Annotated in this window: 23 protein-coding genes; 7 read left to right on the top strand and 16 right to left on the bottom strand. The window is 65.8% G+C overall.

What is annotated here, in order from left to right; genetic code table 11:
* The first annotated feature begins 51 nt into the window (after window positions 1–51).
* Complete coding sequence (locus QMG84_RS17065) at window positions 52–585, top strand: hypothetical protein (protein ID WP_281929362.1); 534 nt, start codon at window positions 52–54, stop codon at window positions 583–585.
* A 19-nt stretch (window positions 586–604) separates the two neighbouring features.
* The gene (locus tag QMG84_RS17060; protein WP_281929361.1) at window positions 605–1,006 is read left to right on the top strand and encodes a DUF6460 domain-containing protein; all 402 of its coding nucleotides are present in this window, start codon (window positions 605–607) and stop codon (window positions 1,004–1,006) included.
* 248 nt (window positions 1,007–1,254) lie between these two features.
* Here the strand turns inward: QMG84_RS17060 and QMG84_RS17055 are convergent, their stop codons facing one another.
* The 11 genes from QMG84_RS17055 to QMG84_RS17005 all read right to left on the bottom strand — a co-directional run bounded on the left by QMG84_RS17055 (window position 1,255) and on the right by QMG84_RS17005 (window position 9,324).
* The gene (locus tag QMG84_RS17055; RefSeq protein ID WP_281929360.1) at window positions 1,255–1,482 is read right to left on the bottom strand and encodes a hypothetical protein; all 228 of its coding nucleotides are present in this window, start codon (window positions 1,480–1,482) and stop codon (window positions 1,255–1,257) included.
* A 45-nt stretch (window positions 1,483–1,527) separates the two neighbouring features.
* Window positions 1,528–2,406, bottom strand: coding sequence for an extensin-like domain-containing protein (locus QMG84_RS17050; protein WP_281929359.1), 879 nt, complete (start codon window positions 2,404–2,406; stop codon window positions 1,528–1,530).
* 134 nt (window positions 2,407–2,540) lie between these two features.
* A complete protein-coding gene (locus QMG84_RS17045) occupies window positions 2,541–3,005 on the bottom strand; it encodes a DUF2852 domain-containing protein (protein ID WP_281929358.1) in 465 nt (154 codons plus the stop codon).
* A gap of 146 nt (window positions 3,006–3,151) precedes the next feature.
* The gene (locus tag QMG84_RS17040; RefSeq protein WP_281929357.1) at window positions 3,152–3,517 is read right to left on the bottom strand and encodes a hypothetical protein; all 366 of its coding nucleotides are present in this window, start codon (window positions 3,515–3,517) and stop codon (window positions 3,152–3,154) included.
* A gap of 130 nt (window positions 3,518–3,647) precedes the next feature.
* Window positions 3,648–4,952, bottom strand: coding sequence for a glycosyltransferase family 2 protein (locus QMG84_RS17035; RefSeq protein WP_281929355.1), 1,305 nt, complete (start codon window positions 4,950–4,952; stop codon window positions 3,648–3,650).
* Between the two features lie 4 nt (window positions 4,953–4,956).
* Complete coding sequence (locus QMG84_RS17030; RefSeq protein ID WP_281929354.1) at window positions 4,957–6,108, bottom strand: glycosyltransferase; 1,152 nt, start codon at window positions 6,106–6,108, stop codon at window positions 4,957–4,959.
* Entirely contained in the window at window positions 6,105–6,899 is a 795-nt protein-coding gene (locus tag QMG84_RS17025; RefSeq protein WP_281929353.1) for an SDR family NAD(P)-dependent oxidoreductase, read from the bottom strand. The genes QMG84_RS17030 and QMG84_RS17025 overlap by 4 nt, the downstream gene beginning before the upstream one ends.
* Window positions 6,900–7,017: 118 nt before the next feature.
* Complete coding sequence (locus QMG84_RS17020; RefSeq protein WP_281929351.1) at window positions 7,018–7,431, bottom strand: MaoC family dehydratase; 414 nt, start codon at window positions 7,429–7,431, stop codon at window positions 7,018–7,020.
* A complete protein-coding gene (locus QMG84_RS17015; RefSeq protein WP_281929349.1) occupies window positions 7,428–7,823 on the bottom strand; it encodes a hypothetical protein in 396 nt (131 codons plus the stop codon). The genes QMG84_RS17020 and QMG84_RS17015 overlap by 4 nt, the downstream gene beginning before the upstream one ends.
* A complete protein-coding gene (locus QMG84_RS17010) occupies window positions 7,813–9,048 on the bottom strand; it encodes a beta-ketoacyl-[acyl-carrier-protein] synthase family protein (RefSeq protein WP_281929347.1) in 1,236 nt (411 codons plus the stop codon). The genes QMG84_RS17015 and QMG84_RS17010 overlap by 11 nt, the downstream gene beginning before the upstream one ends.
* Complete coding sequence (locus QMG84_RS17005) at window positions 9,049–9,324, bottom strand: acyl carrier protein (RefSeq protein ID WP_165052326.1); 276 nt, start codon at window positions 9,322–9,324, stop codon at window positions 9,049–9,051.
* 258 nt (window positions 9,325–9,582) lie between these two features.
* Here QMG84_RS17005 and QMG84_RS17000 point away from each other — a divergent pair, with 258 nt between their 5' ends.
* The 3 genes from QMG84_RS17000 to QMG84_RS16990 all read left to right on the top strand — a co-directional run bounded on the left by QMG84_RS17000 (window position 9,583) and on the right by QMG84_RS16990 (window position 12,448).
* Window positions 9,583–11,448 (top strand): methylmalonyl-CoA mutase subunit beta, encoded by a 1,866-nt coding sequence (locus tag QMG84_RS17000; protein WP_281932056.1) that lies wholly within the window; start codon window positions 9,583–9,585, stop codon window positions 11,446–11,448.
* Entirely contained in the window at window positions 11,445–11,849 is a 405-nt protein-coding gene (locus QMG84_RS16995; RefSeq protein WP_281929344.1) for a hypothetical protein, read from the top strand. The genes QMG84_RS17000 and QMG84_RS16995 overlap by 4 nt, the downstream gene beginning before the upstream one ends.
* A 173-nt stretch (window positions 11,850–12,022) precedes the next feature.
* The gene (locus QMG84_RS16990; RefSeq protein ID WP_165052333.1) at window positions 12,023–12,448 is read left to right on the top strand and encodes an Hsp20 family protein; all 426 of its coding nucleotides are present in this window, start codon (window positions 12,023–12,025) and stop codon (window positions 12,446–12,448) included.
* Between the two features lie 75 nt (window positions 12,449–12,523).
* Here the strand turns inward: QMG84_RS16990 and QMG84_RS16985 are convergent, their stop codons facing one another.
* The 5 genes from QMG84_RS16985 to QMG84_RS16965 all read right to left on the bottom strand — a co-directional run bounded on the left by QMG84_RS16985 (window position 12,524) and on the right by QMG84_RS16965 (window position 18,577).
* Entirely contained in the window at window positions 12,524–13,834 is a 1,311-nt protein-coding gene (locus QMG84_RS16985) for an IS4 family transposase (RefSeq protein ID WP_281928760.1), read from the bottom strand.
* Between the two features lie 315 nt (window positions 13,835–14,149).
* On the bottom strand, window positions 14,150–14,980 hold the full coding sequence (locus QMG84_RS16980) for an FTR1 family iron permease (protein WP_281929340.1): 831 nt from the start codon (window positions 14,978–14,980) through the stop codon (window positions 14,150–14,152).
* Window positions 14,980–15,303 carry a cupredoxin domain-containing protein gene (locus QMG84_RS16975; RefSeq protein ID WP_281929339.1) on the bottom strand — a complete coding sequence of 108 codons (324 nt, stop codon included), beginning with the start codon at window positions 15,301–15,303 and terminating at the stop codon, window positions 14,980–14,982. The genes QMG84_RS16980 and QMG84_RS16975 overlap by 1 nt, the downstream gene beginning before the upstream one ends.
* 190 nt (window positions 15,304–15,493) lie before the next feature.
* A complete protein-coding gene (locus QMG84_RS16970; protein ID WP_281929338.1) occupies window positions 15,494–15,832 on the bottom strand; it encodes a hypothetical protein in 339 nt (112 codons plus the stop codon).
* Between the two features lie 51 nt (window positions 15,833–15,883).
* Window positions 15,884–18,577 carry a PAS domain-containing sensor histidine kinase gene (locus tag QMG84_RS16965; RefSeq protein ID WP_281929336.1) on the bottom strand — a complete coding sequence of 898 codons (2,694 nt, stop codon included), beginning with the start codon at window positions 18,575–18,577 and terminating at the stop codon, window positions 15,884–15,886.
* Window positions 18,578–18,917: 340 nt separating this feature from the next.
* Between QMG84_RS16965 and QMG84_RS16960 the strand changes: the two genes are divergently transcribed.
* Window positions 18,918–19,277, top strand: a complete 360-nt coding sequence (locus QMG84_RS16960; RefSeq protein ID WP_281929335.1) for a phasin — start codon at window positions 18,918–18,920, stop codon at window positions 19,275–19,277.
* Window positions 19,278–19,310: 33 nt separating this feature from the next.
* A complete protein-coding gene (locus QMG84_RS16955) occupies window positions 19,311–19,781 on the top strand; it encodes a phasin family protein (protein WP_281929333.1) in 471 nt (156 codons plus the stop codon).
* The last annotated feature ends 48 nt before the right edge of the window (window positions 19,782–19,829 follow it).

The following is a 19,829-nucleotide window of genomic DNA, read 5'->3' as shown; positions in this document are numbered from 1 at the left end:
TTCTCGAAGCCAAGTTCATTTTTTGTTCGCGTGAATATAAAAGCCGAGAAGGTGACTGCTACCGTAACCATGGGAGCCTCGCCGCCATCGGGCGCAGGTCGCGATATTGACGCGGGCCTTGCCGCTTCCCATCTGCGGGGCATGCGCCCTCGCATCCCCGCCGTCATGCCCTCCGTTGTCGTTCGCTCGGCGCTTCTGGTTTTGGCCCTTGCACCCTTTGCCGCGCGCGCCGACGACGCTCCGCCGTCGATTATCGCGCCGGAAACCGAACGCTTCACGCTCCAGCCCGCCGATGGCGGGTTTTTGCGGATGAACAAGGACACGGGCGCGGTTTCCTTCTGCTCGGTGAAGGAAGGCGTCTCCGTCTGCCGGCTCGGCGCTGACGAGCGCACGGCTTTTGAAGCCGAGATCGAGCGTCTGCGCGCCGAAAACACGCGGCTGAAGGCTGCGGGCGTCGCGCCGCGCAGGCCCTCGACGCTGCCCGATGAACAGGAGTTCGAAAAGGCGCTTTCCTTTACCGAGCGGTTTCTGAGACGCATAATGCGGCTCTTCAAGGAGGAAGCGCCGACGGGAGGCGCGCTATGAGCGCAGGAGCCGTGCGCCGATGACCGATGAGAGCCCCTTCTCCAATTGGCCCCATCTCGATAAGAAACCGCCGCGCCCCGAGCGCGAATATTTGATCCTCCCCGGCGCAGCCGAAGCGGAACGCACTACGGAACCCTTGCACATGGCGTCGAATAACGGGCTCGAAAATTTCCTCGGCGGCTCGCCCCTCAATGTGGTCGTGCGGCTTTTCTTCATCTCGCTTGTCGTCGGCGCTTTGCTGATGTGGCTGGAATTGCGGCCCGTCGACATTTTGCGCGGCGTGCAGGCTTTTATCGACCGCATTTCGTCGCTAGGCTTGGGCGCGGTGAAGGAGCTTTTCAGCTATGTGCTCGCCGGCGCGGTGTTTGTGGTGCCGGCGTGGCTCGTGTTGCGGCTGATGAATATGGGCGGACGGCGGTAGGCGCTGGCCTCTCAGGCGCGAATCAGAAGCCTTGCTCGACCGTGAAGCCTCGTACGAGATCCGCTCGATTGGTTCGCTGTCATCCCTGACGCTCGCGTCGTTTGGACACAGAGGGAATCACCGCCGTCATTGCGAGGAGGCGGAGCCGACGAAGCAATCCAGGGCCGCATCGCTGCTCTGGATTGCTTCGCTTCGCTCGCAATGACGGGCGCTGAATACCCATGCGAGCTATTCAAGCGGAAACGGTATCACAGACCGTGCTTTTCCCAGACGGACCGGATCTGAGCTTCGGTGGCGAATTCTCCCCGCGCCGCGGCCGCTTTCGAACGGGCGATCGCCGCCTTTTCGTCCGGCGACAACGAAACCGGGGCGCCGCCCTCGCCGGTCAGCTCGATTATCATTCGCGCGATCTCGTCCTGATCCTGCGGCGGCAGGCTGCGCAGGACTCCCACCGCTTCGTCGAGGAGCTTTGTCATCGGGTCAGCATATAGCGCGGCGACCGCGCGGTGAAGCCAATCGGTCTATCGCCGTCTTATTGTCGAGGTCAGATCGTCCGGATCGTAGCGCCGCGGCGGCAGCGGCGTATCCGGCGCGTTGATCGGACCGAGGCTGTCGCCGCCGTCGAAGGCTGCGGCGGGCGGGCGGCCGGTCGTGTCATTATCGGTCTCTTCGCCGGCCATGGGCCTGGCGTTCCGCATGGCGACGAGCGGCGATTGATCGGGCGGCGGCAGGGTCTCCTCCGGCGCGGGCTTGCAGATCGTGCGCGAGCGCCCGTGCTGCGCCAGGTCGACGTGGATATGGTTGTAGTGGAAGGCGTTGGAGCCCGGCGACAGCACGGTCGAGAAATGCGCGCAGGAGCCGCGGTGCACGTCCATCAGGAAGGCGCGCGTCTGCTCCTCGCCGCGCCACCAATCGCTCACCAGCGTGATCTTGCGGCCGTCCTCCAGCACGAAGCCGCCGATATCGAGCGCATTGCCGAAGGAATGTTCCGAAAGCTGCGCGCCGCTCTGATTATTCATGCCGCGGCAGGCGTAGGAGCCCATGGAGTCGATGCGCACGACGCGCTGGCCGAAGCGCGCCTGCGCGGCGGGCTGCACCGTGTCGGCGACCCAGGATTCGAGCTCCGCCACCATGGGGCAGTCGAGCGTCGCCGTGGAATTGAAGGAGACGGCGCCGCCTTGCAGCGCAGTCACTTTGAACGGCTTGGTGAGCCCGCAAATGCCGGGGCCTTCGAGCTCATTGGCCAGAGCGATGAATTCTGTCGGCTGCACGCGGCGCTGCGCGATGCAGGCGTTTTCGGCGTGCGTGCGCCAGGCCGGGCGCTGCGGTCTGAACGGCCCGGAGCAGCCGCCAAGCGTTGCGGCGACCAGAAGCAGGAGGAGTGTGGCGCGGCGGAGCATGCCGCCTAGGGTTACGAAGTCTTCGTTAACCGGGCGTCGAAAAGTTTAGTTAACAGCGTGATATTCCAGGCGTGTGGCGCGGCTGCCCCAAACGGCTGCGGCCGGCGTTTCCGCCGGCCGCAGTTTTTGACTTCTTACTGCGCGCTTCCCTTGCGGGCGCGCATAAAGCTTTCGAATTCGTCACGGTCGCGGGCGCGGCGCAGCTCGGAGATATGTTCCGAGAATTCGCGCTCGGCCTCGGCGAGCTTGCGGCGCTCCTCTTCGAGGCGGGCGAGCTCGCCCTCACGCCATTCGTCGAAGGCGACATTGCCCGTCGAGCGCATGAAGGAGGGGCCAGCCCAGCCGCGCGAGGCCTCCTTGGAGACGTCGCCGAAGGCGCTGCGCACTTTGGCGCCCTGCTCGGCCGCGAAGGAGAAGAGGTCGCCCTCATAGCCGAAGCTCTTGCCCCATAGCTTCAGGAACAGCAGGGCGAGACCGATCGGCCAGAAGATCATAAAGCCGATGACGATGGCCGCGACTTCGAACGGCCTCCAATGCGCGCATCCTCCCTGACGCCCCCAGGCGGAGGAGTGCATGCGGGAATCACGATCGCAGCTCATGTTTGGCTCCAGTTGATGGTCGGCCCCGGTCTCCCGGCGGCCGATGTTAATGTTATACACATTAACATAGAGACCCGCAAGAAGGCGGAAGCCAGGCCGGCTTCCTTGCCGCGCCCCGCCGGATATCGGGACGCCGCAGCCCTCTTTCAAGCGCCGTCGGGCTCGCAGCTCAAAATCCAGGTGCGGCTACAGAAGGCGACGTAAATGCGCTCCTGCCCGAGCGCATGTCCAAGCTCATTCGCCAGCTCGTTGAGCATGGCTTCGATCTCTTCTTCGGGCAGGTGGCCGAGATAGGCGTGCACAGCTTCGCCGTTGAAGATCGCGACGGGCTCACGATCGGAGCCGGCCGTGCCGTCGTCCTTCGGCCAAGCGTAGGTCACTTCCGCGCGGGTGAACATGCCCGAGAGCGCGGGCTTGCCCGCCTCGACGCGCCGCCGCATCCAACTGCGCGCCGTGCGCACGGCTTCCGAAATGTCATAGACCCGGCCCTCTGGGTCCCAGCCCTCTCGCAAACCGACTGTAATGCGGAAATCGCGCCGGGGTCCAAGAGAGCCCGGGACTATGCGATAAGGAGGCTTACTCTCGCTCATGGGTCGAAAATTAGGGCGCGTCGGCGTGAGATGGCCATCCGCGCGAGCGTGCTTATTCCAACTCAGCTTCCGCCGGGGTCGCTTCGACCGCTGCGGTCTCCTGCTTGGGCGTGCGCTTGAAGGTCGATTTTCGGCCGCGCAGCGTCTGCAGGATTTTCGCGCCATTGGCGAAGGCGAGATAAATGAACAGCGGCGGGAGCGAGCCGACCGTCTTGGCGAAATCCACGACCGTGCCGCGCTTCAAGGCGAGATAGGGGGGCAGGGTGATGCCGAGCGCCACCATCGCCGTCATGGCCAGGATCAGCTCCAGCAGCCCGGCATAGGGCGCGAGCGAGCCATGCAGCAGCGCGCCGAGCGCGAAGGCGATCAGGCCAATCGCCGCCGCCGGGAAGAAGACTTGATGGGCGACCAGCGAGATCGCAAGCACGCGCTTCGCAAGCGGCCAGGGCGCTTCCCAGATCGGCAGGATGGTCTTCTGCGCGACTTGCACGAAGCCATTGGACCAGCGCCGCTGCTGGCGGCGGAAATCGCGGATGCCGTCCGGCACCTGGCCCGGGATTGGCGGCTCGGAGACGAAGAGCCCATGCCAGCCGCGCAGCTCTGCGCGAACCGTAAGGTCGAGGTCTTCGCAAAGCGAATAATCCGACCAGCCGCCGGCGTCCTCGACCGTGGCGCGGCGCCAGATGCCGCCCGTGCCGTTGAACTGGAAGAGCCAGCCGGCCAAGGCGCGCGAGCGCTGCTCGACCATGTAATGGCCGTCCTGCACGAGCCCCTGAGCGCGGGTGAGCCAATTCGTTTCGAAGTTCTGGAATTCGCAGCGCGACTGCACGAAGCCGGCGCGATCGTCCGTCAGAAACAATGGCACCGTGCGCTTGAGCCAGTTTGCCGGCGGCCTAAAATCGGCGTCGAGCATGGCGATGAAGGGCTCGTTCGTCAGCGTGAGGCCATAGGCGCAGGCGCCGGCCTTGAAGCCCGAGCGATCCGTGCGGCGCACATGATCGATGATTGCGCCCTGAGCCCGCAACTCCTGCGCCACGCGTTCGGCGCGCTCGGTCGTTTCATCGGTCGAATCGTCGAGAAGCTGAATGCGGAGCTTGTCCTTCGGCCAATCCAGTTGAGCGACGCAGCGCAGCGATTGCTCGGTGACCAGCGGCTCGTTGAAGACCGGGATCTGCAACAGCACATGCGGCAGATCGGCGCCCGGCGTCGCCGGCGCGTCCGGATCGCGCGCGCCGCGCAGCCAGTCGTAGAGGAAACGTCCGATGACGACGAGATAGCCGAGCCCGATGGCGACCAGGATGGCGGCGCAGAGATAGGCGACGGCGTCGACGAGGAAGGTGACGAGTCCGATAAGCAAAGGGTTATCCTTCTTCAGGCGCGGGCCGCGCCGCCGCACGCGCGTGGACCTTGCCGTTGGCCCAGACCACCTGATTGGTCATCCAGGCGTTCACCCAGACTGCGAGCATGACCGCCTCGCGGACAATGAAAACCGCAGGCGCCGTCCAGGATAATTGCCATCCTTTCGCCAAGGAAAGCAATGTTTCCAGCGTGAACCAGAGGGCCGCGGTAACGGCGACGCCCCAGAGCGGCGCCACGCCGAGAAGCGGGGCCGCAAGCCATCCTGCTACAAGTGACGGAAAAGCTTGGGTGTTCATCTCGAGCAGGAAGGAGATCAGCTCGTCGTTGCGGCGCGTGACGCTCCAGCGCAATTGCCGTTGATAAACATCGTAAAAGCAACGCGCGCCGAGTTCCTGTCGCACCGGGCGGTGAGAAAAAACAGGACGTTGGCCGATTCGCCGCATGGCCTTGGCCAGCGCATTGTCTTCGCCCACCGTATGCGAGATGGCGTCGAAGCCGCCGGCCCGGAGGAAGTCCGAGCGGCGGAAGAGCATGATCTTTCCTATTCCGTGTCCTTGCCCCAGGCATGAAGCGAGGAACAGGATTCGGGCATGCGGGCCGTTGATGATCGCCGCTTCGACATGGGCGGGAAAGTTTTCGAGCCGCGCGCAATAGGGAATGGCGCAGACCAGCCCGACGTCGTCTCCAAGCTGGCGGACATGTTCGGCGAGGGCGTCCGGCTCCAGAAGGACATTGGCGTCCTTCATGAAGATCACGTCGTTTTCCGCCTGCATGAAGGGCGCGTAGAGATTGTCGACCTTGGGGCTCGCCGCAAAACGCGCCGTCGAGGCGAGCAGGCGCGTGGGCGTCTCAGTGTGGCGGCCGAATATCTCGCGGATTTTTCGCACGGCCGGCGAGTCGGTCTCGACCGCCGAGGCGGTGACGTCGAACTGCGGATAATTCTGCGCGAAGGCGGATTCCTGCGTGCGCTCGAAGCCGTCTTCCAGAAGCTTCAACGGCAGGACGATCGAGACCGGCGGCTGGTCGCGCCGGCGCGCGCGGCGGCCCACGATGTATGGCTGCAGGATCGTTGCGACGACCGAAGTGACCAGGATTGTAGTGGCGCCCACCCAATAGACGGCGGCGATCCAGCTCAGAGAAACGCCAAGATTCACATGCCCTCGCCGCGCTCTGGGGATTCGGGCACGATGACGTGGAAACGCCGCATCACGCCGTCGACGAGCGAGGGCGGCAGAAAGGAGAAGAAGCGCAAGGCGTAATACATGTATGGCGGGAAGGCGATCACGGGCCGGCGCCGCTCCAGGCCGCGCTTGATGATCTCGGCCGCGCGCGCGTCGGAGATGGCGCTGGGCTGCCAGGATTTGGTGCGGGCCGACATGGGCGTCTTCACGAAGCCCGGCACGATGAGACTCACCTTGACGCCATGGGGCGCGAGCTGGCCGCGCAGGCAATCGGCCCACATATGGACGCTGGCCTTTGCGGCGCAATAGGCGGGCGAATAGGGCAGGCTCCGCACGCCGGCCATGGAGCCGACGATGGCGATCTGGCCCTTCTTGCGGCTGGCCATGGACGGAATGGCGGGCTCCACCGTGTTGAAGACGCCCGCGACATTGATCGCCAAAGTGGCGCGCACGGCTTCAGGCGTCTCGAGAATCTGTCCGGGGGAGAGACCCGTCGCGATGCCGGCGTTGGCGACGAGAATGTCAATTGGCCGCGTGGCGTGGGCGGTTTCGACAATGCGCGCCATGGCCTCGCGGTCGCGCACGTCCGCAACGCGGGTCTCGACCTCCGAGGCGCCCGCAGCGCGACAGGCTTCCGCCGTCGCTGCTAAGCGCGCTTCGTCGCGGCCGAGCAAATAGAGGCTCGCGCCGTCCTTGGCATAGGCGATGGCGAGCGCCCGGCCGATGCCGGAGGACGCGCCGGTGATGAGGAGGCGCGGGGTCATAAGCCGGTTCCTATCTCACGCGTCATCGCGAGGAGGCGAAGCCGACGAAGCAATCCAAAGCAGCAGGCGCGGCTCTGGATTGCTTCACTCCGCTCGCAATGACGAGAATGTGAGCACGTCATCTGGGCGAGGTCCTGTCGACAGGGCGCAGCGTCGCCTCGCCGATGATGCCCGGCGCGCGCGCGGCGCCATGCGCGAAGAGGCGGACGAAAATCTCACTTTCTGACGCGCGCAGCACGCGGCCAGAGAGCTTCACCACTTCACCGCGCAGGACGGGCTGGATGAATTTCGCCGAAAGCCCGACGAGCATGAGATCGTCGCGCCAATTGGCGAGCATGGGCTCGAAGGCCGCGAGCAGCTTCATGCCATGCACGGGCGGCGCGGCGAGGCCGATCTTGGCGGCGATGGCGTCGTCCAGATGAAGGGGATTGTCATCCCCGGAAATCTGCGCATAGCGCGACAGCGCCTCGGCGTCGAAAGGGCCGATGACCACTTCCGGCAGTTTGTCGCCGACATTGACGGCCTGGCTCATGACGCCGCTCCCAGTCCCGCGCGCGGCACAAGGCGCAGCATGGTCTCGCTTTTTCCAACCTTTGCGCCGTCGAGCGCAAAGATTGTCGCGTCAATGATCAGGCGCGACGGCGTTTCTTCGCGCCGCAGCGACACGCTCACATCATAGTGCGCGCCGGGAGCGAGCGGGCTCTCATAGGCGAAGCTCTGCGACTCGTGAACCGGCACGACGTCGAGCGCCGCGCACATCTCGCGCACCGGCGCGAACAGCATCGGCTCCATCAGCCAGACCGCCGGAAAGGACAGCGGCACGCTCTTGCCGTCGCCGCCGGTCTCGCGCGCATAGGCCTCGGCGCGCTCGGGATCGACGCGCAGACGGAACGGCCCGAGGATCGCCGGCGCATCAGGCTGCATGGCGCACGATCAGCACGGCGTTGATCCCACCGAAGGCGAATGAGTTGGACATCGCCGCGTCGATCTTGTGCGGGCGCGCGACATTTGGCACGGCGTCGATGGGGCAGCGCGCGTCGAATTCAAGGAAGTTGATCGTCGGCGGCGCGATCTGCTCGCGCAGCGCTTCGATCGTGATCGCCAGCTCGAGCCCGCCGCTCGCGCCGAGCGCATGGCCATGAATGGGCTTGGTGGAGGATACCGGAACCTCACGCCCATAATCGCCGAAGACGCGCAGGATCGCTTCCGACTCGGTGATGTCATTGGCGTGCGTCGCCGTGCCATGGGCGTTGACGTAATGAATGTCGCGCGGCGTGAGCCCCGCGTCTTCCAGCGCCTGGGCGATGCAGTTGGCGGCGCCGTCGAGATCGGGGCGCACAGGGTCCTTGGCGTCGCTCGTCGTGCCATAGCCTGCGAGCTCGCACAGCGGCTCGTGTCCGCGCGCGCGCGCCGACTCGGCCGTCTCCAGAACAAAGACCGCCGCGCCTTCGCCGAGCGACATGCCGTTGCGGCCCATGGAGAAGGGGCGGCAGAAATTCGGGGTCATCACCCGCAGACCTTCCCAGGCGCGGATAGTTGCGTTGATGACGCAGGCTTCGGCGCCGCCGACAATGGCCTTATCCACCATGCCGGAGCGGATCATCTGCAGGCCGAGACCGACGGACTGGCTCGCGGAAGAACAGGCGCTGCCGACCGCAAAGGTCGGCCCCAGCGCCGAGAAGCGGGCGCTGAGCGTCGTCGGCATGGCGCTCGGGATGAGCTTCGGCACGCTCAATGTCTCGGGCCGCGTGTGCTCGACGTAATATTTGTAGATGCCGTCCTCGATCGTGGTCATGCCGCCGATGCCGGAGCCCATGATCACGGCGGTGCGCGGCCCGGCGATGTCCTTGCGGCCGAAGCCGGCCTGCGCCATCGCTTCATCGGCCGCGACGACCGCGAATTGCGTGAAGGGGTCGCAGAAGGGGAGGACATTCGCCTCGATATAGGCGGCCGGGTCGAAATCCGGCACTTGCCCGGCGATCTTGATGCGCCCGTCATAGGGACGCTCGGTCTTGAGCTCGCGAATCTGGGCGACGCCGTCGCGCGCGGCCTCCCAGAGCTTGCGCGCGCCGACGCCCGAGGCGCAAACCGCGCCCATGCCGGAGACGACGACGCGGCGTCCTGCGTCTCCCCTTCGCGAAGCCGCCATTTACTGGGTCTCGCGCTCTTTCTGGATGTGCTCGGCGATCGCGCCGATGAGGGCCTCGACCGTCTTGGCTTCCTGCAGCGAGCCGTCCATGGGGATATAGACGTTGAACTTTTCTTCGAGCGCCGTGAGGATCATCACGATGTCGACCGATTTGAGGTCGAGGCTCTCGATGGTCGCGTCGGGCGTCACCTTGGTGCGGTCGACCATGCCCTCCGAAGCGATCACCTCGATGATTTCTTCCTTCAGCTTGGCAATGTCCTGAGGAGTGTCAGCCACGAAATCCCTCCGTTAAGGGGCTGTCGATCCGCGAGCATGCGGCCCTGGCGCGACGCATCGCCGCGCCCGCTGCGGCGAGAGCGGATCAAGGCCGCGCGCCGGTCGTTCGCCGCTTGATTTTCAAGCAGCGCGACCCTTGGTTAAGGGTTTTGGACGCGAAAATAAAGCCCGGCCCAACCTGGCCGCGCAGAGGCCCGCTTCCCCAAGACCGCGCTTCATGGCAAAAGGCCCCGCAAAACATGAGGGGTCATGACCAAAATGAGCGCCAATGAGACAGCCATCGCCGGGGTTTTTCCACAGCCGAACGAGGAGCAGTGGCGCAAACTCGTCGATAAGGCGCTGAAAGGCGGCTCCTTCGATTCCCTTGTTTCCAAGACTTACGACGGCGTCGCCATCGCGCCGCTCTATGCCCGTGCGACGACCGAGAGCCCGCGCGCGCTGCGCAAGACGCCCGGCCGCTGGTCGATTTTGGCCCGCGTCGATCTCGCCGACTCCGACGCGGCGAATAAATTGGCCCTCGAAGATCTCGAAGGCGGCGCCGACGGCCTGCATATCGTTTTCGCGGGCGCGCAGGGCGCTTATGGCGCGGGGCTGACGGACGACAGCGACGAGACGATCGCGCATCTCCTCGCCAATATCCGACTCGACTATGGCGTTCCCGTCCTTATCGAGGCCTCGCCCCGCGCGCCGAACGCCGCCAGCGCGATCATGCGTTATGTCGACAGCCATCATATCGAGCCGTCGATCACCCGTATCTCCTTCGGCCTCGATCCCTTGGGGCTCCAGGCGCTGCACGGCTTTGCGCCGGCTCCCTGGAGCGACGGCGCCAAGACTTTCGCCGAGGCCGCCAAGACCATCGCAAAGGCCGGCTTCGCCAATGGCGCCGTCGTCGCCGACGCCCGCGTGATCCATGCGGCGGGCGGTTCGGAGACCCAGGAGCTCGCCTTCGCGCTCTCGGCTGGCGTCAGCTATCTCCGCGCGCTCACCGACAATGGCCTCGACATCGAGACCGCCCGTTCGCTGATCGCCCTGCGCTTCGCCGCTGACGCCGACGAATTCCTGGGCGTCGCGAAATTCCGCGCCGCGCGCCGTCTCTGGGCGCGGGTCGAGGAAGCTTGCGGTCTCGCGCCCAAGCCCGTCCTGATTTTCGCGGAGACCGCCTGGCGCATGATGTCGCGCCGCGATCCGTGGAACAATATTCTGCGCGGCACGCTCGCGACCTTCTCGGCCGCTATCGGCGGCGCCGACACGATCACTGTCCTGCCTTTCACCCAGGCTTTCGGCGCGGCGGACGGCTTCGCGCGGCGCCTCGCCCGCGACACGCAGCTCGTGTTGCAGGACGAATCCCATATCGACGTCGTCGACGATCCGACGAGCGGCGCCGGCGGCTTCGAGGCGCTGACGCAGGAGATCTGCGAACGCGCGTGGACGGCCTTCCAGGAGATCGAGGCCGAGGGCGGCCTCGCCGCTGCGCTGGAAAAGGGCGGCTTCCAGGGCCGCGTCGCCGCGACGGCCGGCGAGCGCGCCAAGAAAGTCGCGCGTTCGCGCGAGAAGGTGATCGGCGCCAATGAATTCCCCGATATTCACGAGAAGGCGCTCGACGTCGCCGCGCCTTACGACGCCTCACGACTCGGCGCCGATGCGCCCGCGGGGGCGCTGAAGAGCGCGCCGCTCGCCCCGCGCCGCCTTGCCGAGCCCTTCGAGCGGCTGCGCGATAATTCTGACGCATTTGCTCAAAAAACAGGCGATCGCCCGAAGGTCTTCCTGGCCAATCTCGGCTCGGTGGCGGCCTTCACGGCGCGTGCGAATTACGCCAAGAATTTCTTCGAAGCTGGCGGCATTGAAGCGGTTTTCGGCCCCGAGACGGAGTCGGCGGCCGGCATGGTCGACGCCTTCCGCGCGTCTGGCGCAAAACTCGCTTGCCTGTGCTCGTCCGACAAGATTTACGCAGACGCCGCCGAGCCGGCCGCCGCCGCCCTGAAGGCGGCGGGCGCCAAGCTCTATTCCGCCGGCCGCCCCGGCGAGATCGAGCAAAAGCTTCGCAACGCGGGCGTCACAGAGTTCATCTATGTCGGCTGCGACATGTACGATGTTCTGCAGCGGGCGCTCGAGGAGGCTAAATGAGGTTTTGGGCTGTTGCGGTGGCGGCGTCGCTCGTGGCGAGCGGCGCGGTGGCGAAGTCCCATAAGCACCGCAAGGAGGGGGAGTTGAAAGTCGCGGCGGCGGCGAGCCCCCGCGATCCCAACGGTCCCTGGATCATCGAGGCGACGACGAGCGTCGGCGACTGCCCGGCGCTGATCCCGACGGGCCTCACAGTTGCGGACAACAAGATTGCGAGCGCGTCCGGCGCCAGCCTCTCGGCCTGGGGCTATGTCGACGAAGACGGCAACATAGTCGCGCGCTTCACCGGGCAGGGCGAGCATGTCGTCCGCTTTCACGGACTGGTGAGGGGCGGCAAGGCCACGGGCGCCTGGTCGTCGTCAACCGATATGTGCGGCGGCGCCTGGCGCGGCGAGCAGCAGTAGTTCCTGGCTCCAGCTTTTGAAGCCGCGCGCTTTCTCATAGCTCGCATGAGTCCATGCGAGCGTAAAGCGCGCGAGCCCGCTCTTGATCGCGCCGCGCCGCTCGGCCATAAATTGGGCCGCGCGGGACGCCGTTCGGGTTCCGCACTATCGAGGCGCCAGAAGGGCTTCCGCATATGTCGCGTCCCCCGCTCAACTCGCCGTTTCTGCTCGGCTTTGACGAAATCGAGCGGGCGCTCGATCGTGTCGCCCGGAGCGGCACGGACGGCTATCCTCCCTATAATATCGAGCGCATTCCGCGCAGCGAAAACGAGCCTGAGCGGCTGCGCATCACCTTGGCCGTGGCGGGCTTCACCCGTGACCAGCTCGATGTGTCGCTCGAGGAAAACCAGCTCGTGATCCGCGGCCGTCAGGTCGACGACCGCGAACGCCACTTCCTGCATCGCGGCATCGCCGCCCGGCAATTCCAGCGCGCCTTTCTGCTCGCCGACGGCATGCAGGTGCTCGGCGCCGATCTGGTGAACGGGCTTCTGTCCGTCGATCTGGTGCGGCCGGAGCCTGCGCGGGTGATTAAGAAGATCGATATTACCGCGCGGGATTGAGGTCGCGTGCCCGCTCCTCCGCAGCAGTTTCGAGCCTGGGCGTGATCCCATCCCTCCCCTTTGCGGCTATCGGATTCACACATCGTAGAAGGTCAGCGCGGCTCCGAACTTTATTCGTCGAAAGTCGTCGAGGCCCTGGCGCATTACTTTGGGGCCGGGCTTTCCGTAATAGGCGGTCCAGCCGCCGAGCCTGGCGACGACCCAGGCGGCGAAGGCGAGGCTGCCTTTGCGGTGGGGGTTCTTCTGGCGGGCCGTCGCGCCCTCGAGCTTCGCCGAGACGGCCTCGAGCAGCGCTTCGTCCTCGGGCTCGAAAGCGTCCGTCAGCAACTGGTCGGTCGCGCCGTCGCGCGCCTTGACCAGTTGCATGACCGTCACAGCGGCGACCGCCGTCGCCGCCACCAGCTTGATCATCACTTTCGGATCGCAGATGTCGGCCTGCTCGATCTCGAAGCCCGCCGTCTTCAGCGTGCGGAAGAATTCCTCGATGGTCCAGCGCATTCGATAGAGGTCGATCACCCGGCGCGCCTCGGCCAGGCTCGTCGCCGCATGGGTCGTGAGAAGCCGCCAATGAATGGGCGCGACGCCCTCGGCGGCCCCGACCTCGCGCACGTCGACCAAAGTCACGCCGACCGCGTCCGGCAAGTCGCGCGCGCCGTGGCGCGGCTTGCGCAAAGTGACCGGCGAGACGCGGACCGCGAGCGCCGCCTTGCGCGCCTTGCGTCCCGGAGCCGCCGGGATCTCGGCGACGAAGCGGCCCGCCTCGGCCAATCCGTCGGCGAAGGGGAACAAAAGCTCGATCGCATCCTCGCCGTCTGCGGCGATCGTCCGGTTCTGGCAGGCGCGCACAATCAGCTCCACGCCGCCCGGACGCTGCGCGAGATGCGCGTAGATGTCGCTCTCCCGATCCGAGACGACAGTGATCCGCTTCGCCGCCGCGAAATCCTCGCGCGCATGCGTCGCCACATCGAGCCAGCGCTGCGATTCCTTGTCCGCGAGCGCGCGCGAGCGCCGCGCCGCGACCTTGGCCCCCGTGTCGCGGTTCCAGACCTCGGCATGAGCGAGGCCGAGCAGCGCGCCCGTGCCGGCGTCGAGCGCCAGGGCCGCGTGCAGCAAAAGGCCGCGCGTCCCGCCGCCCTTGCCGACCGGCCCATAGCCGTTCGCCTGCGCGCGCTTGCCGCCGAGCGCCAGCTCGCTGGTGTCCTGCGCCACCACTATGTCGCGACCCGCCGCCCGCGCCGCTGTGAGCCCGGCGGCGTGCCGCGCCATCTCCTCGGCGGTCACCGCAGGATTGCGCAGGAAGCGCGCGAGCCGCACCTCCTGCGCCCGCCGCCCGCCGGCGATCCGACGGATGCGCGCGCACGGCCGCGCGACGAGGCCCCGATGCAACGAGACCCCCCTTTTTCCAGGCGGCGGTCGCCGAACCGCCCCAGTCCATACGAAATCGCCATGCCCCACCCCGCGAATCAAAACGCGACCCACGGAATCAAACAGACCCGACCGAGGCAATCACGATGTGTGCATTCGATAGCCCTTTGCGGGGAGGGTGGCCCCGCGTAGCGGGGTCGGGTGGGGTAAAGCCCCACCAGAGTCGTTGCGGCGGGAGCCCCACCCGGCGGCCTTTGGCCGCCGACCTCCCCGTAAAGGGGAGGTATTGGGGCTAACGACGCAAGATCGTCACCCGATCACCCAAGAAACCCTCGATCACTCCGCCGGCGCAGGCGCGGGCGGCTGCGCGCCCATCGTGGTCAGCTTCGTCGCCGCCATGATCGCCACGATCGTCAGCACATAGACGACCACCTGCATCTGCGACGGCTGGTCGGCATAGCCGATGAGCGTATGCAGCACGCGGCCAAGGATGCTTTTGTCGGAGAGAATCCAGGAGGTGTCCCACACCGTATCTGTAAGCGCCGTGATCGTCCCCGACTGCTGCAGAAAGGCCACCGCCTGAGCGGCGAGACCGGCGGCGAGCAGCGTGATCATCGCGGTCGTTACGGCGAAGAGCTTTTTGGGCGGAATGGAGACGAGGCCAAAGAAGGTCGCAAAGCTGGTCAGGGCGCCGAGCGCCAGACCGCCGAGGCCGCCGATCAACACGCTCGTCCCCGACTCGCCCGAGGCGAGCACGCCGTAGAGGAACAGCGCAACCTCCGAGCCCTCGCGCAGCACGGCGAGGCCGACGACGGTCGCGAGCGCGAAAAGCGTGCGGTCGCCCCGCGCCACCGCCTTGCCGACGGCGGAAAGCTCCTGCGCGAGCTCCCTGCCGTGCTTGGCCATCCAGATGTTATGCCAGGCGAGCATCGCCACCGCGAGGATCAGCACGCTGGCGTTGAACAATTCCTGACCGCTGCCTTCAAAAGCGCGCGACAGTTGTTCGGCGAAGACGGCGACAATCAGCGCGCCCAACACGCCCGCGCCGGCTCCGCCCGCAATGAACCGCCGCGAGCCCTCGACGCCTTGCGTCACCGCCGCGACGATGCCGATGATGAGACCCGCCTCGATGGCCTCGCGAAAGACGATGATGAGCGCGCCCAGCATTATTCGACAACCACCTCGCCCTTGGCGCTGTCCTCGTGGAATTCGCCGAAGAATTTGTAGCGGCCGGCTTTCAGCGCCCGGATCTGGAAGGTCGCCTCGCTATTGGCCGGAACGACCTTCTCGATGCGCAGCGGCTTCGACTCGAATTCCTCCGGCGTGCCGTCGAGATTCTTGACGACGAGGGTCGCTGGCTTGTCGGCAGGGATTTTCAGCTCGGCAGGATCGAACTTATGGTCCTTGATCGTGAGCGTATAGGTCTCGGCCGAAGCCGCGCCCGCAAAACCGGTGATCAAAATCAAAAACGCCGTCGCTATCCTGTTCATGTTTGTCGCTTCCTGGCCGAATACTTACCACAAGCAACGTAGGGACCAGCAGCGCGGCCGTCAAAGGGGATAGTCTGGATTTTTTCCAGACTACTGAATTGACGTTTTTCTTACCCGCTACTGTCGCTTTTCTCACAGCTCTTGCTGCGGATGAAGAGGCGTAACACGAACGAATAATTTTTTCAATTACTTAGCCGCCAGGATAGCCATGGCGGGCCTTCGAGGCGCGCACAAGCGAGATCGCCTTGGTGTCTTGTCCTGACGAACAGGCGGCGGCGGCTTCGGAGATTTCGCCCTGGATCTGGCCGTAGACGCTCTGGTTGACGTGACCCATGGAAAGGTCGTTCTCGATCACCGCCTTATAGCGGGACACAGCGCCCGAGCAGCCCGAGCCTTCCGGCATCTGAAAGCTCAAGGGCGCGGCGCTCTGCTGTGGCGGCTCAACTGCTGGCTGGCTCTGGCGCGGCGCGTTGCAACTGGCCAAGGCCGTCGCCGTCAGGCTGGCTGCAAGGAAGGCCGAAAGGCGCATGTCTCTCCTCCGAATCGGATAAGTCTCGCGCGCCCAGTCTTTAAAGCCTTGTCACTCCGCCGCAAGCACCTGCGGGGGCGGGAAGGCGATCTCGATCAGCGTGCCTTCGTTCTTGCGGCTCTTGATGGTGAAGGAGGCGTTGTTCGCTTCGATCAGGGCCTTGGTCAGCGGCAGGCCGAGTCCCGTGCCCGGCCGCTTATGGGCGGTCAAGACCTGCTTGAACGGCTCGAGCGCCATCTGCACTTCGTCGTCTGACATGCCGATGCCGGTGTCTTTCACGCGGATCAGGACATAGCCCGAGTCGGTGAGCGCGGACGAGACGATCACCTGGCCGCCCGCTTCATTGAACTTCATCGCATTGGAGAGAAGGTTCAACAGAATTTGCTTGAGCGAGCGCCTGTCGGCGCGGATCGGCGGCAGTCGCGAGGCAAGCGACAGACGCATGACGACGCGCGCCTGATTGGCCTGCGTCTGCATGATCGAGGCGCATTCGGAGATGACGGCGTTGGCGTCCACCCGGTCGAAATCGAGCTCCATCTTGCCGGCCTCGATCTTCGAGAGGTCGAGGAGGTCGTTGACCAGCGAGAGCACATGCGCGCCCGAGGCGTGGACGTCTTTGAGATATTCCTTGTAGCGCACCGAGCCGATCGGGCCGAAGCGCTCTTCCATCATCACTTCGGCGAAGCCGAGGATGGCGTTGAGCGGCGTGCGAATCTCGTGGCTGACGCGCGCGAGGAAATCGGATTTGGCCGCGCTCGCCTGTTCGGCGGCGTCGCGGGCGGCTTCCAGCTCGACGTTGCGGGCCTGTGCGCCGGGCTCCCGCAGGGTGAGGCACAGCTTGCGCGCCGGACCCAGACGGCGGCAGGACGCCTCGAAGCTTTTGCCGCCGACGCGCGCCGTCAGACGCAGCGTCTCGCAGGTCTCGCCTGCGCGGATCAGCCTCGCGGCGAGCGCGCGCGTCTCTTCCAGCGCGAACAGCGAGGCCAGCGGCAGGTCTTGCAAGGCGCGGTTTTCGGCGTCGAAGAGCTTTGCGAAAGCGCCCGTGGCGTTCTCGATGCGCGCGTCGTCAGCCAAGATGGCGACGGCGACGCCGCTCGCGTCGAGAATGGCGCGCAACAGGCTGTTGTCCGTCTGCAGGCGGGCAAGTTTTTCCTCGCGCTCGCGGACCAGCGCCAGGGCGCTTTCCTCGGGGCCGGGCAGGCGGTTGCGATTGCGGCGCAGGGTGACGAGCGTCGCCGGCGCGCCGTCCCACGCGACGGATTGGAGGTGCACGTCGACGTCGAGGGCCTCTCCCTCGCTCGACTGCACGGCGGCGGCGCGCGCCCCGGGATCGGCCGGAGGGCGGCCGAAAAACATGCGCGCGAGCCCGCCGTCGGCCTCAAACGCCGCAGCGTCCTTGTAACCGAGATAATCGAGCAGTGTGCGGTTGGCGAACAGCGTCTGCGCGCCCCGCGCAATCAAAACGCCGACAGGCAGGCAATCGAGGACATCCGCCGACGGCGCGGGAGCCAGTTGAGCTGGAGCCGCTTTGGATGGGCTTTGTTCGAGCCGCTGAAGCTCCGCCGCAATGGCGTCGAGGCCCGCGTCGGCAGGCGGCGCGTCCGTAGCTGCCGTTTCATCGGCGGGCGCATCTTCCGCAGCATTCATCACGGGAAGCTCGCCGGCCCGCAGGGCGCGGGCGATCTCCTCGAAATTCAAGCGCTCGGACGACGTCAGAGCGCTTTTTTCCGGCGCAGGCGCGCCCCGACGCTCCGCCTCTTGCCGTTGAGCAGCAGCGGGGCGCAAAGGCACGACATTGGCGCCGGCATAGGCCTCCTGCGCAGCCGGCGGCGAAGGCTCGGGGGCCGGGCCCGGGTCTCTCTGCGGCGGTTGCTCGCCGACGAAGGCCCGGGCAAGATGCAGGACGCCATAGCCTTGAAAGCCGGCGAAATGGCGATCCGCGTCCAGCGCCGGCAGCGCGCCAAGCGTCGTCGGCGCGAGGGCCGAGGCGTCGTCGAGAGGCCAGTTTACCTCTACGCCGCCCCAGCTTTTCGGGGCGGCCATTGCGGCGGCGAGCGCAGGACCAAGCGAGAAAGCCGTCGCGACCTCCTCGACCGTGCGGCCCAATATGTCGGCGCTCGCGACGCCGACGACATCCGCGAGCGTCTGCGTCACGTCGGTGAACCGGCCGACAGCGTCCGTCTTCCAGAGGAAGCGCGCGCGCTGGCCGTGACGCGCGACGAGGTCTTCCCGCAGCGCGGCTTCGCTTGGAACAAGGGAAGGCGGCGGGGCGACAGAGGCCGGAATTTCCGCGGGCGTAGCTTCCGCGGGGGCGCCCGTTTCGGAATCTTCGCGAGTCCGTCTCCCTGCAGCCGGGCGCACGCCGAGCGCCGCAATGACGAAACAGGGGCGCGCGTCGCCATCCGCAAGCTTGCGGCAGAGGATGGTGATGGTTTGAGGCGCGTCGGCAAGGTCGAAATGCAGGCGCTCGAGCCGCAGCGCGGCGCCGTGGCGGACAGATTCGACCAGCTCCGCAAGCCGTCTCGCGCCGGGCGCGTCGCTGAAAAAGAGCCGCTTGGCCACAGCCTCGGCGTCTGAGCCGAACACGGCGCGCGCAGAGTCATTGAGATGAACGATTCTGAGAGGATCGCCGCAGGCCGCGACAATCGGCGCGCCGGAAGCGTCGAGCGCAGAAAATGCAGGATCGGCCGCGATGCGGCTGGCGGCGAAACTGCCCCCTTCGACCTCGACCTGCGAAACGCTCATGCACGAACCGCCCTTGCGACGGAGACGCCACATCGCCGCCGTAGCGCCTCCCCAGGGGTCGATCGATCCCTTCCAAGGGGGCGCCCAGGCTCGGGCGTTAACGCAAACTTAATCGTACGGCGCGCGCCGCGTCTATTGGGGTTCATCCGAATTTCAGCGTATTTTTGTGTAAAGCCCTGTGTAGAACGTGGATGATTGTGCGACGCAACAAAATGTTGCAACGCAGCAAAGTTTCGGGCATAGTTTCCTTACCAGTCTGCGTTACAGCCGATCGGCGGCGGCGCGCCGCCTGCGCGGCGACCCTGAAAAGATCGTCGCGCGGCTTCAACAGGAGATGTCCATGGCTGACCCGATCTACCAAGTTCCAAATGAAGTTCGTGATTTCGCCGAGAAAAGCGTCGAGCAGGCGCGTAAGGCCTTCGAAGGATTCGCCGGCGCGGCCCAAAAGGCGCTGAGCTCCACCACCGATCTGCCGATCGTGCCGCCGGGCGCCAAGGACGTCGGCGTCAAGGCGCTGTCTTTTGCGGAAGCTAACGTCAACGCCGCCTTCGACCTCGCGCAGAAGCTCGTGAAGGCGAAGGATCCGCAGGAGGTTTTCCAGCTCCAGGCGGAATATGTGAAATCGCAGCTCGCGACGATCCAGGAGCAGACGAAGGAACTGGGCGCGGCTATCCAACGGTCCACCACGCTCAAGTCCTGACCCATCGGTTCGAACACTCGAAGGAGCGGTATCATGGCGAAGCAAGGCAAAGCTGATCAGCACAACGGCTCCCCCAGCGCTGGGCAGGAACCCCCTGTCGAAGCGCCGGCGCCGGCGCCGCTCGACGCTCACGCCGATGAAGCCGCGGCCCCGGAGCCGTTGAACGAGGGCGCTGTCGACGTCGTCTACGCGCCCCTCGCCGTCATCGAGGAAGCGGTCGAACCGGCGCAAGAAAGCTTCTCGGCCTCCTTCGAGTTCGACACGGCCCTTTGGTCGAAAAGATCCTTGGAGCTCTGGTCGGAGAATGCGGCGGCTTTCGTTGGGTTGGCCGAAGGAATCGCAAAGGCGAAAAGCTTCGAGGAGGTCGTCGACCTTCAGTCGCGCTTCGCCAGCGAGCGCTTCGAGGCCTTCATCCGCCAGTCCAAGGAGCTGATGGAATTTGCGAGAAGCTTCGCGGTCCTATCGGCCGCGCCGCTTTGCGCCCCTTCGAAAAAGGCCGCTTAAGGCCGCGTTGCCGCGTCATTGCGAGGAGCGGAGCGACGAAGCAATCCA

Source organism: Methylocystis iwaonis, assembly GCF_027925385.1.
GTDB lineage: Bacteria > Pseudomonadota > Alphaproteobacteria > Rhizobiales > Beijerinckiaceae > Methylocystis > Methylocystis iwaonis.
Note: the sequence above shows the minus strand (reverse complement) of the source record. Positions and strands in the feature narration are given on the sequence as shown.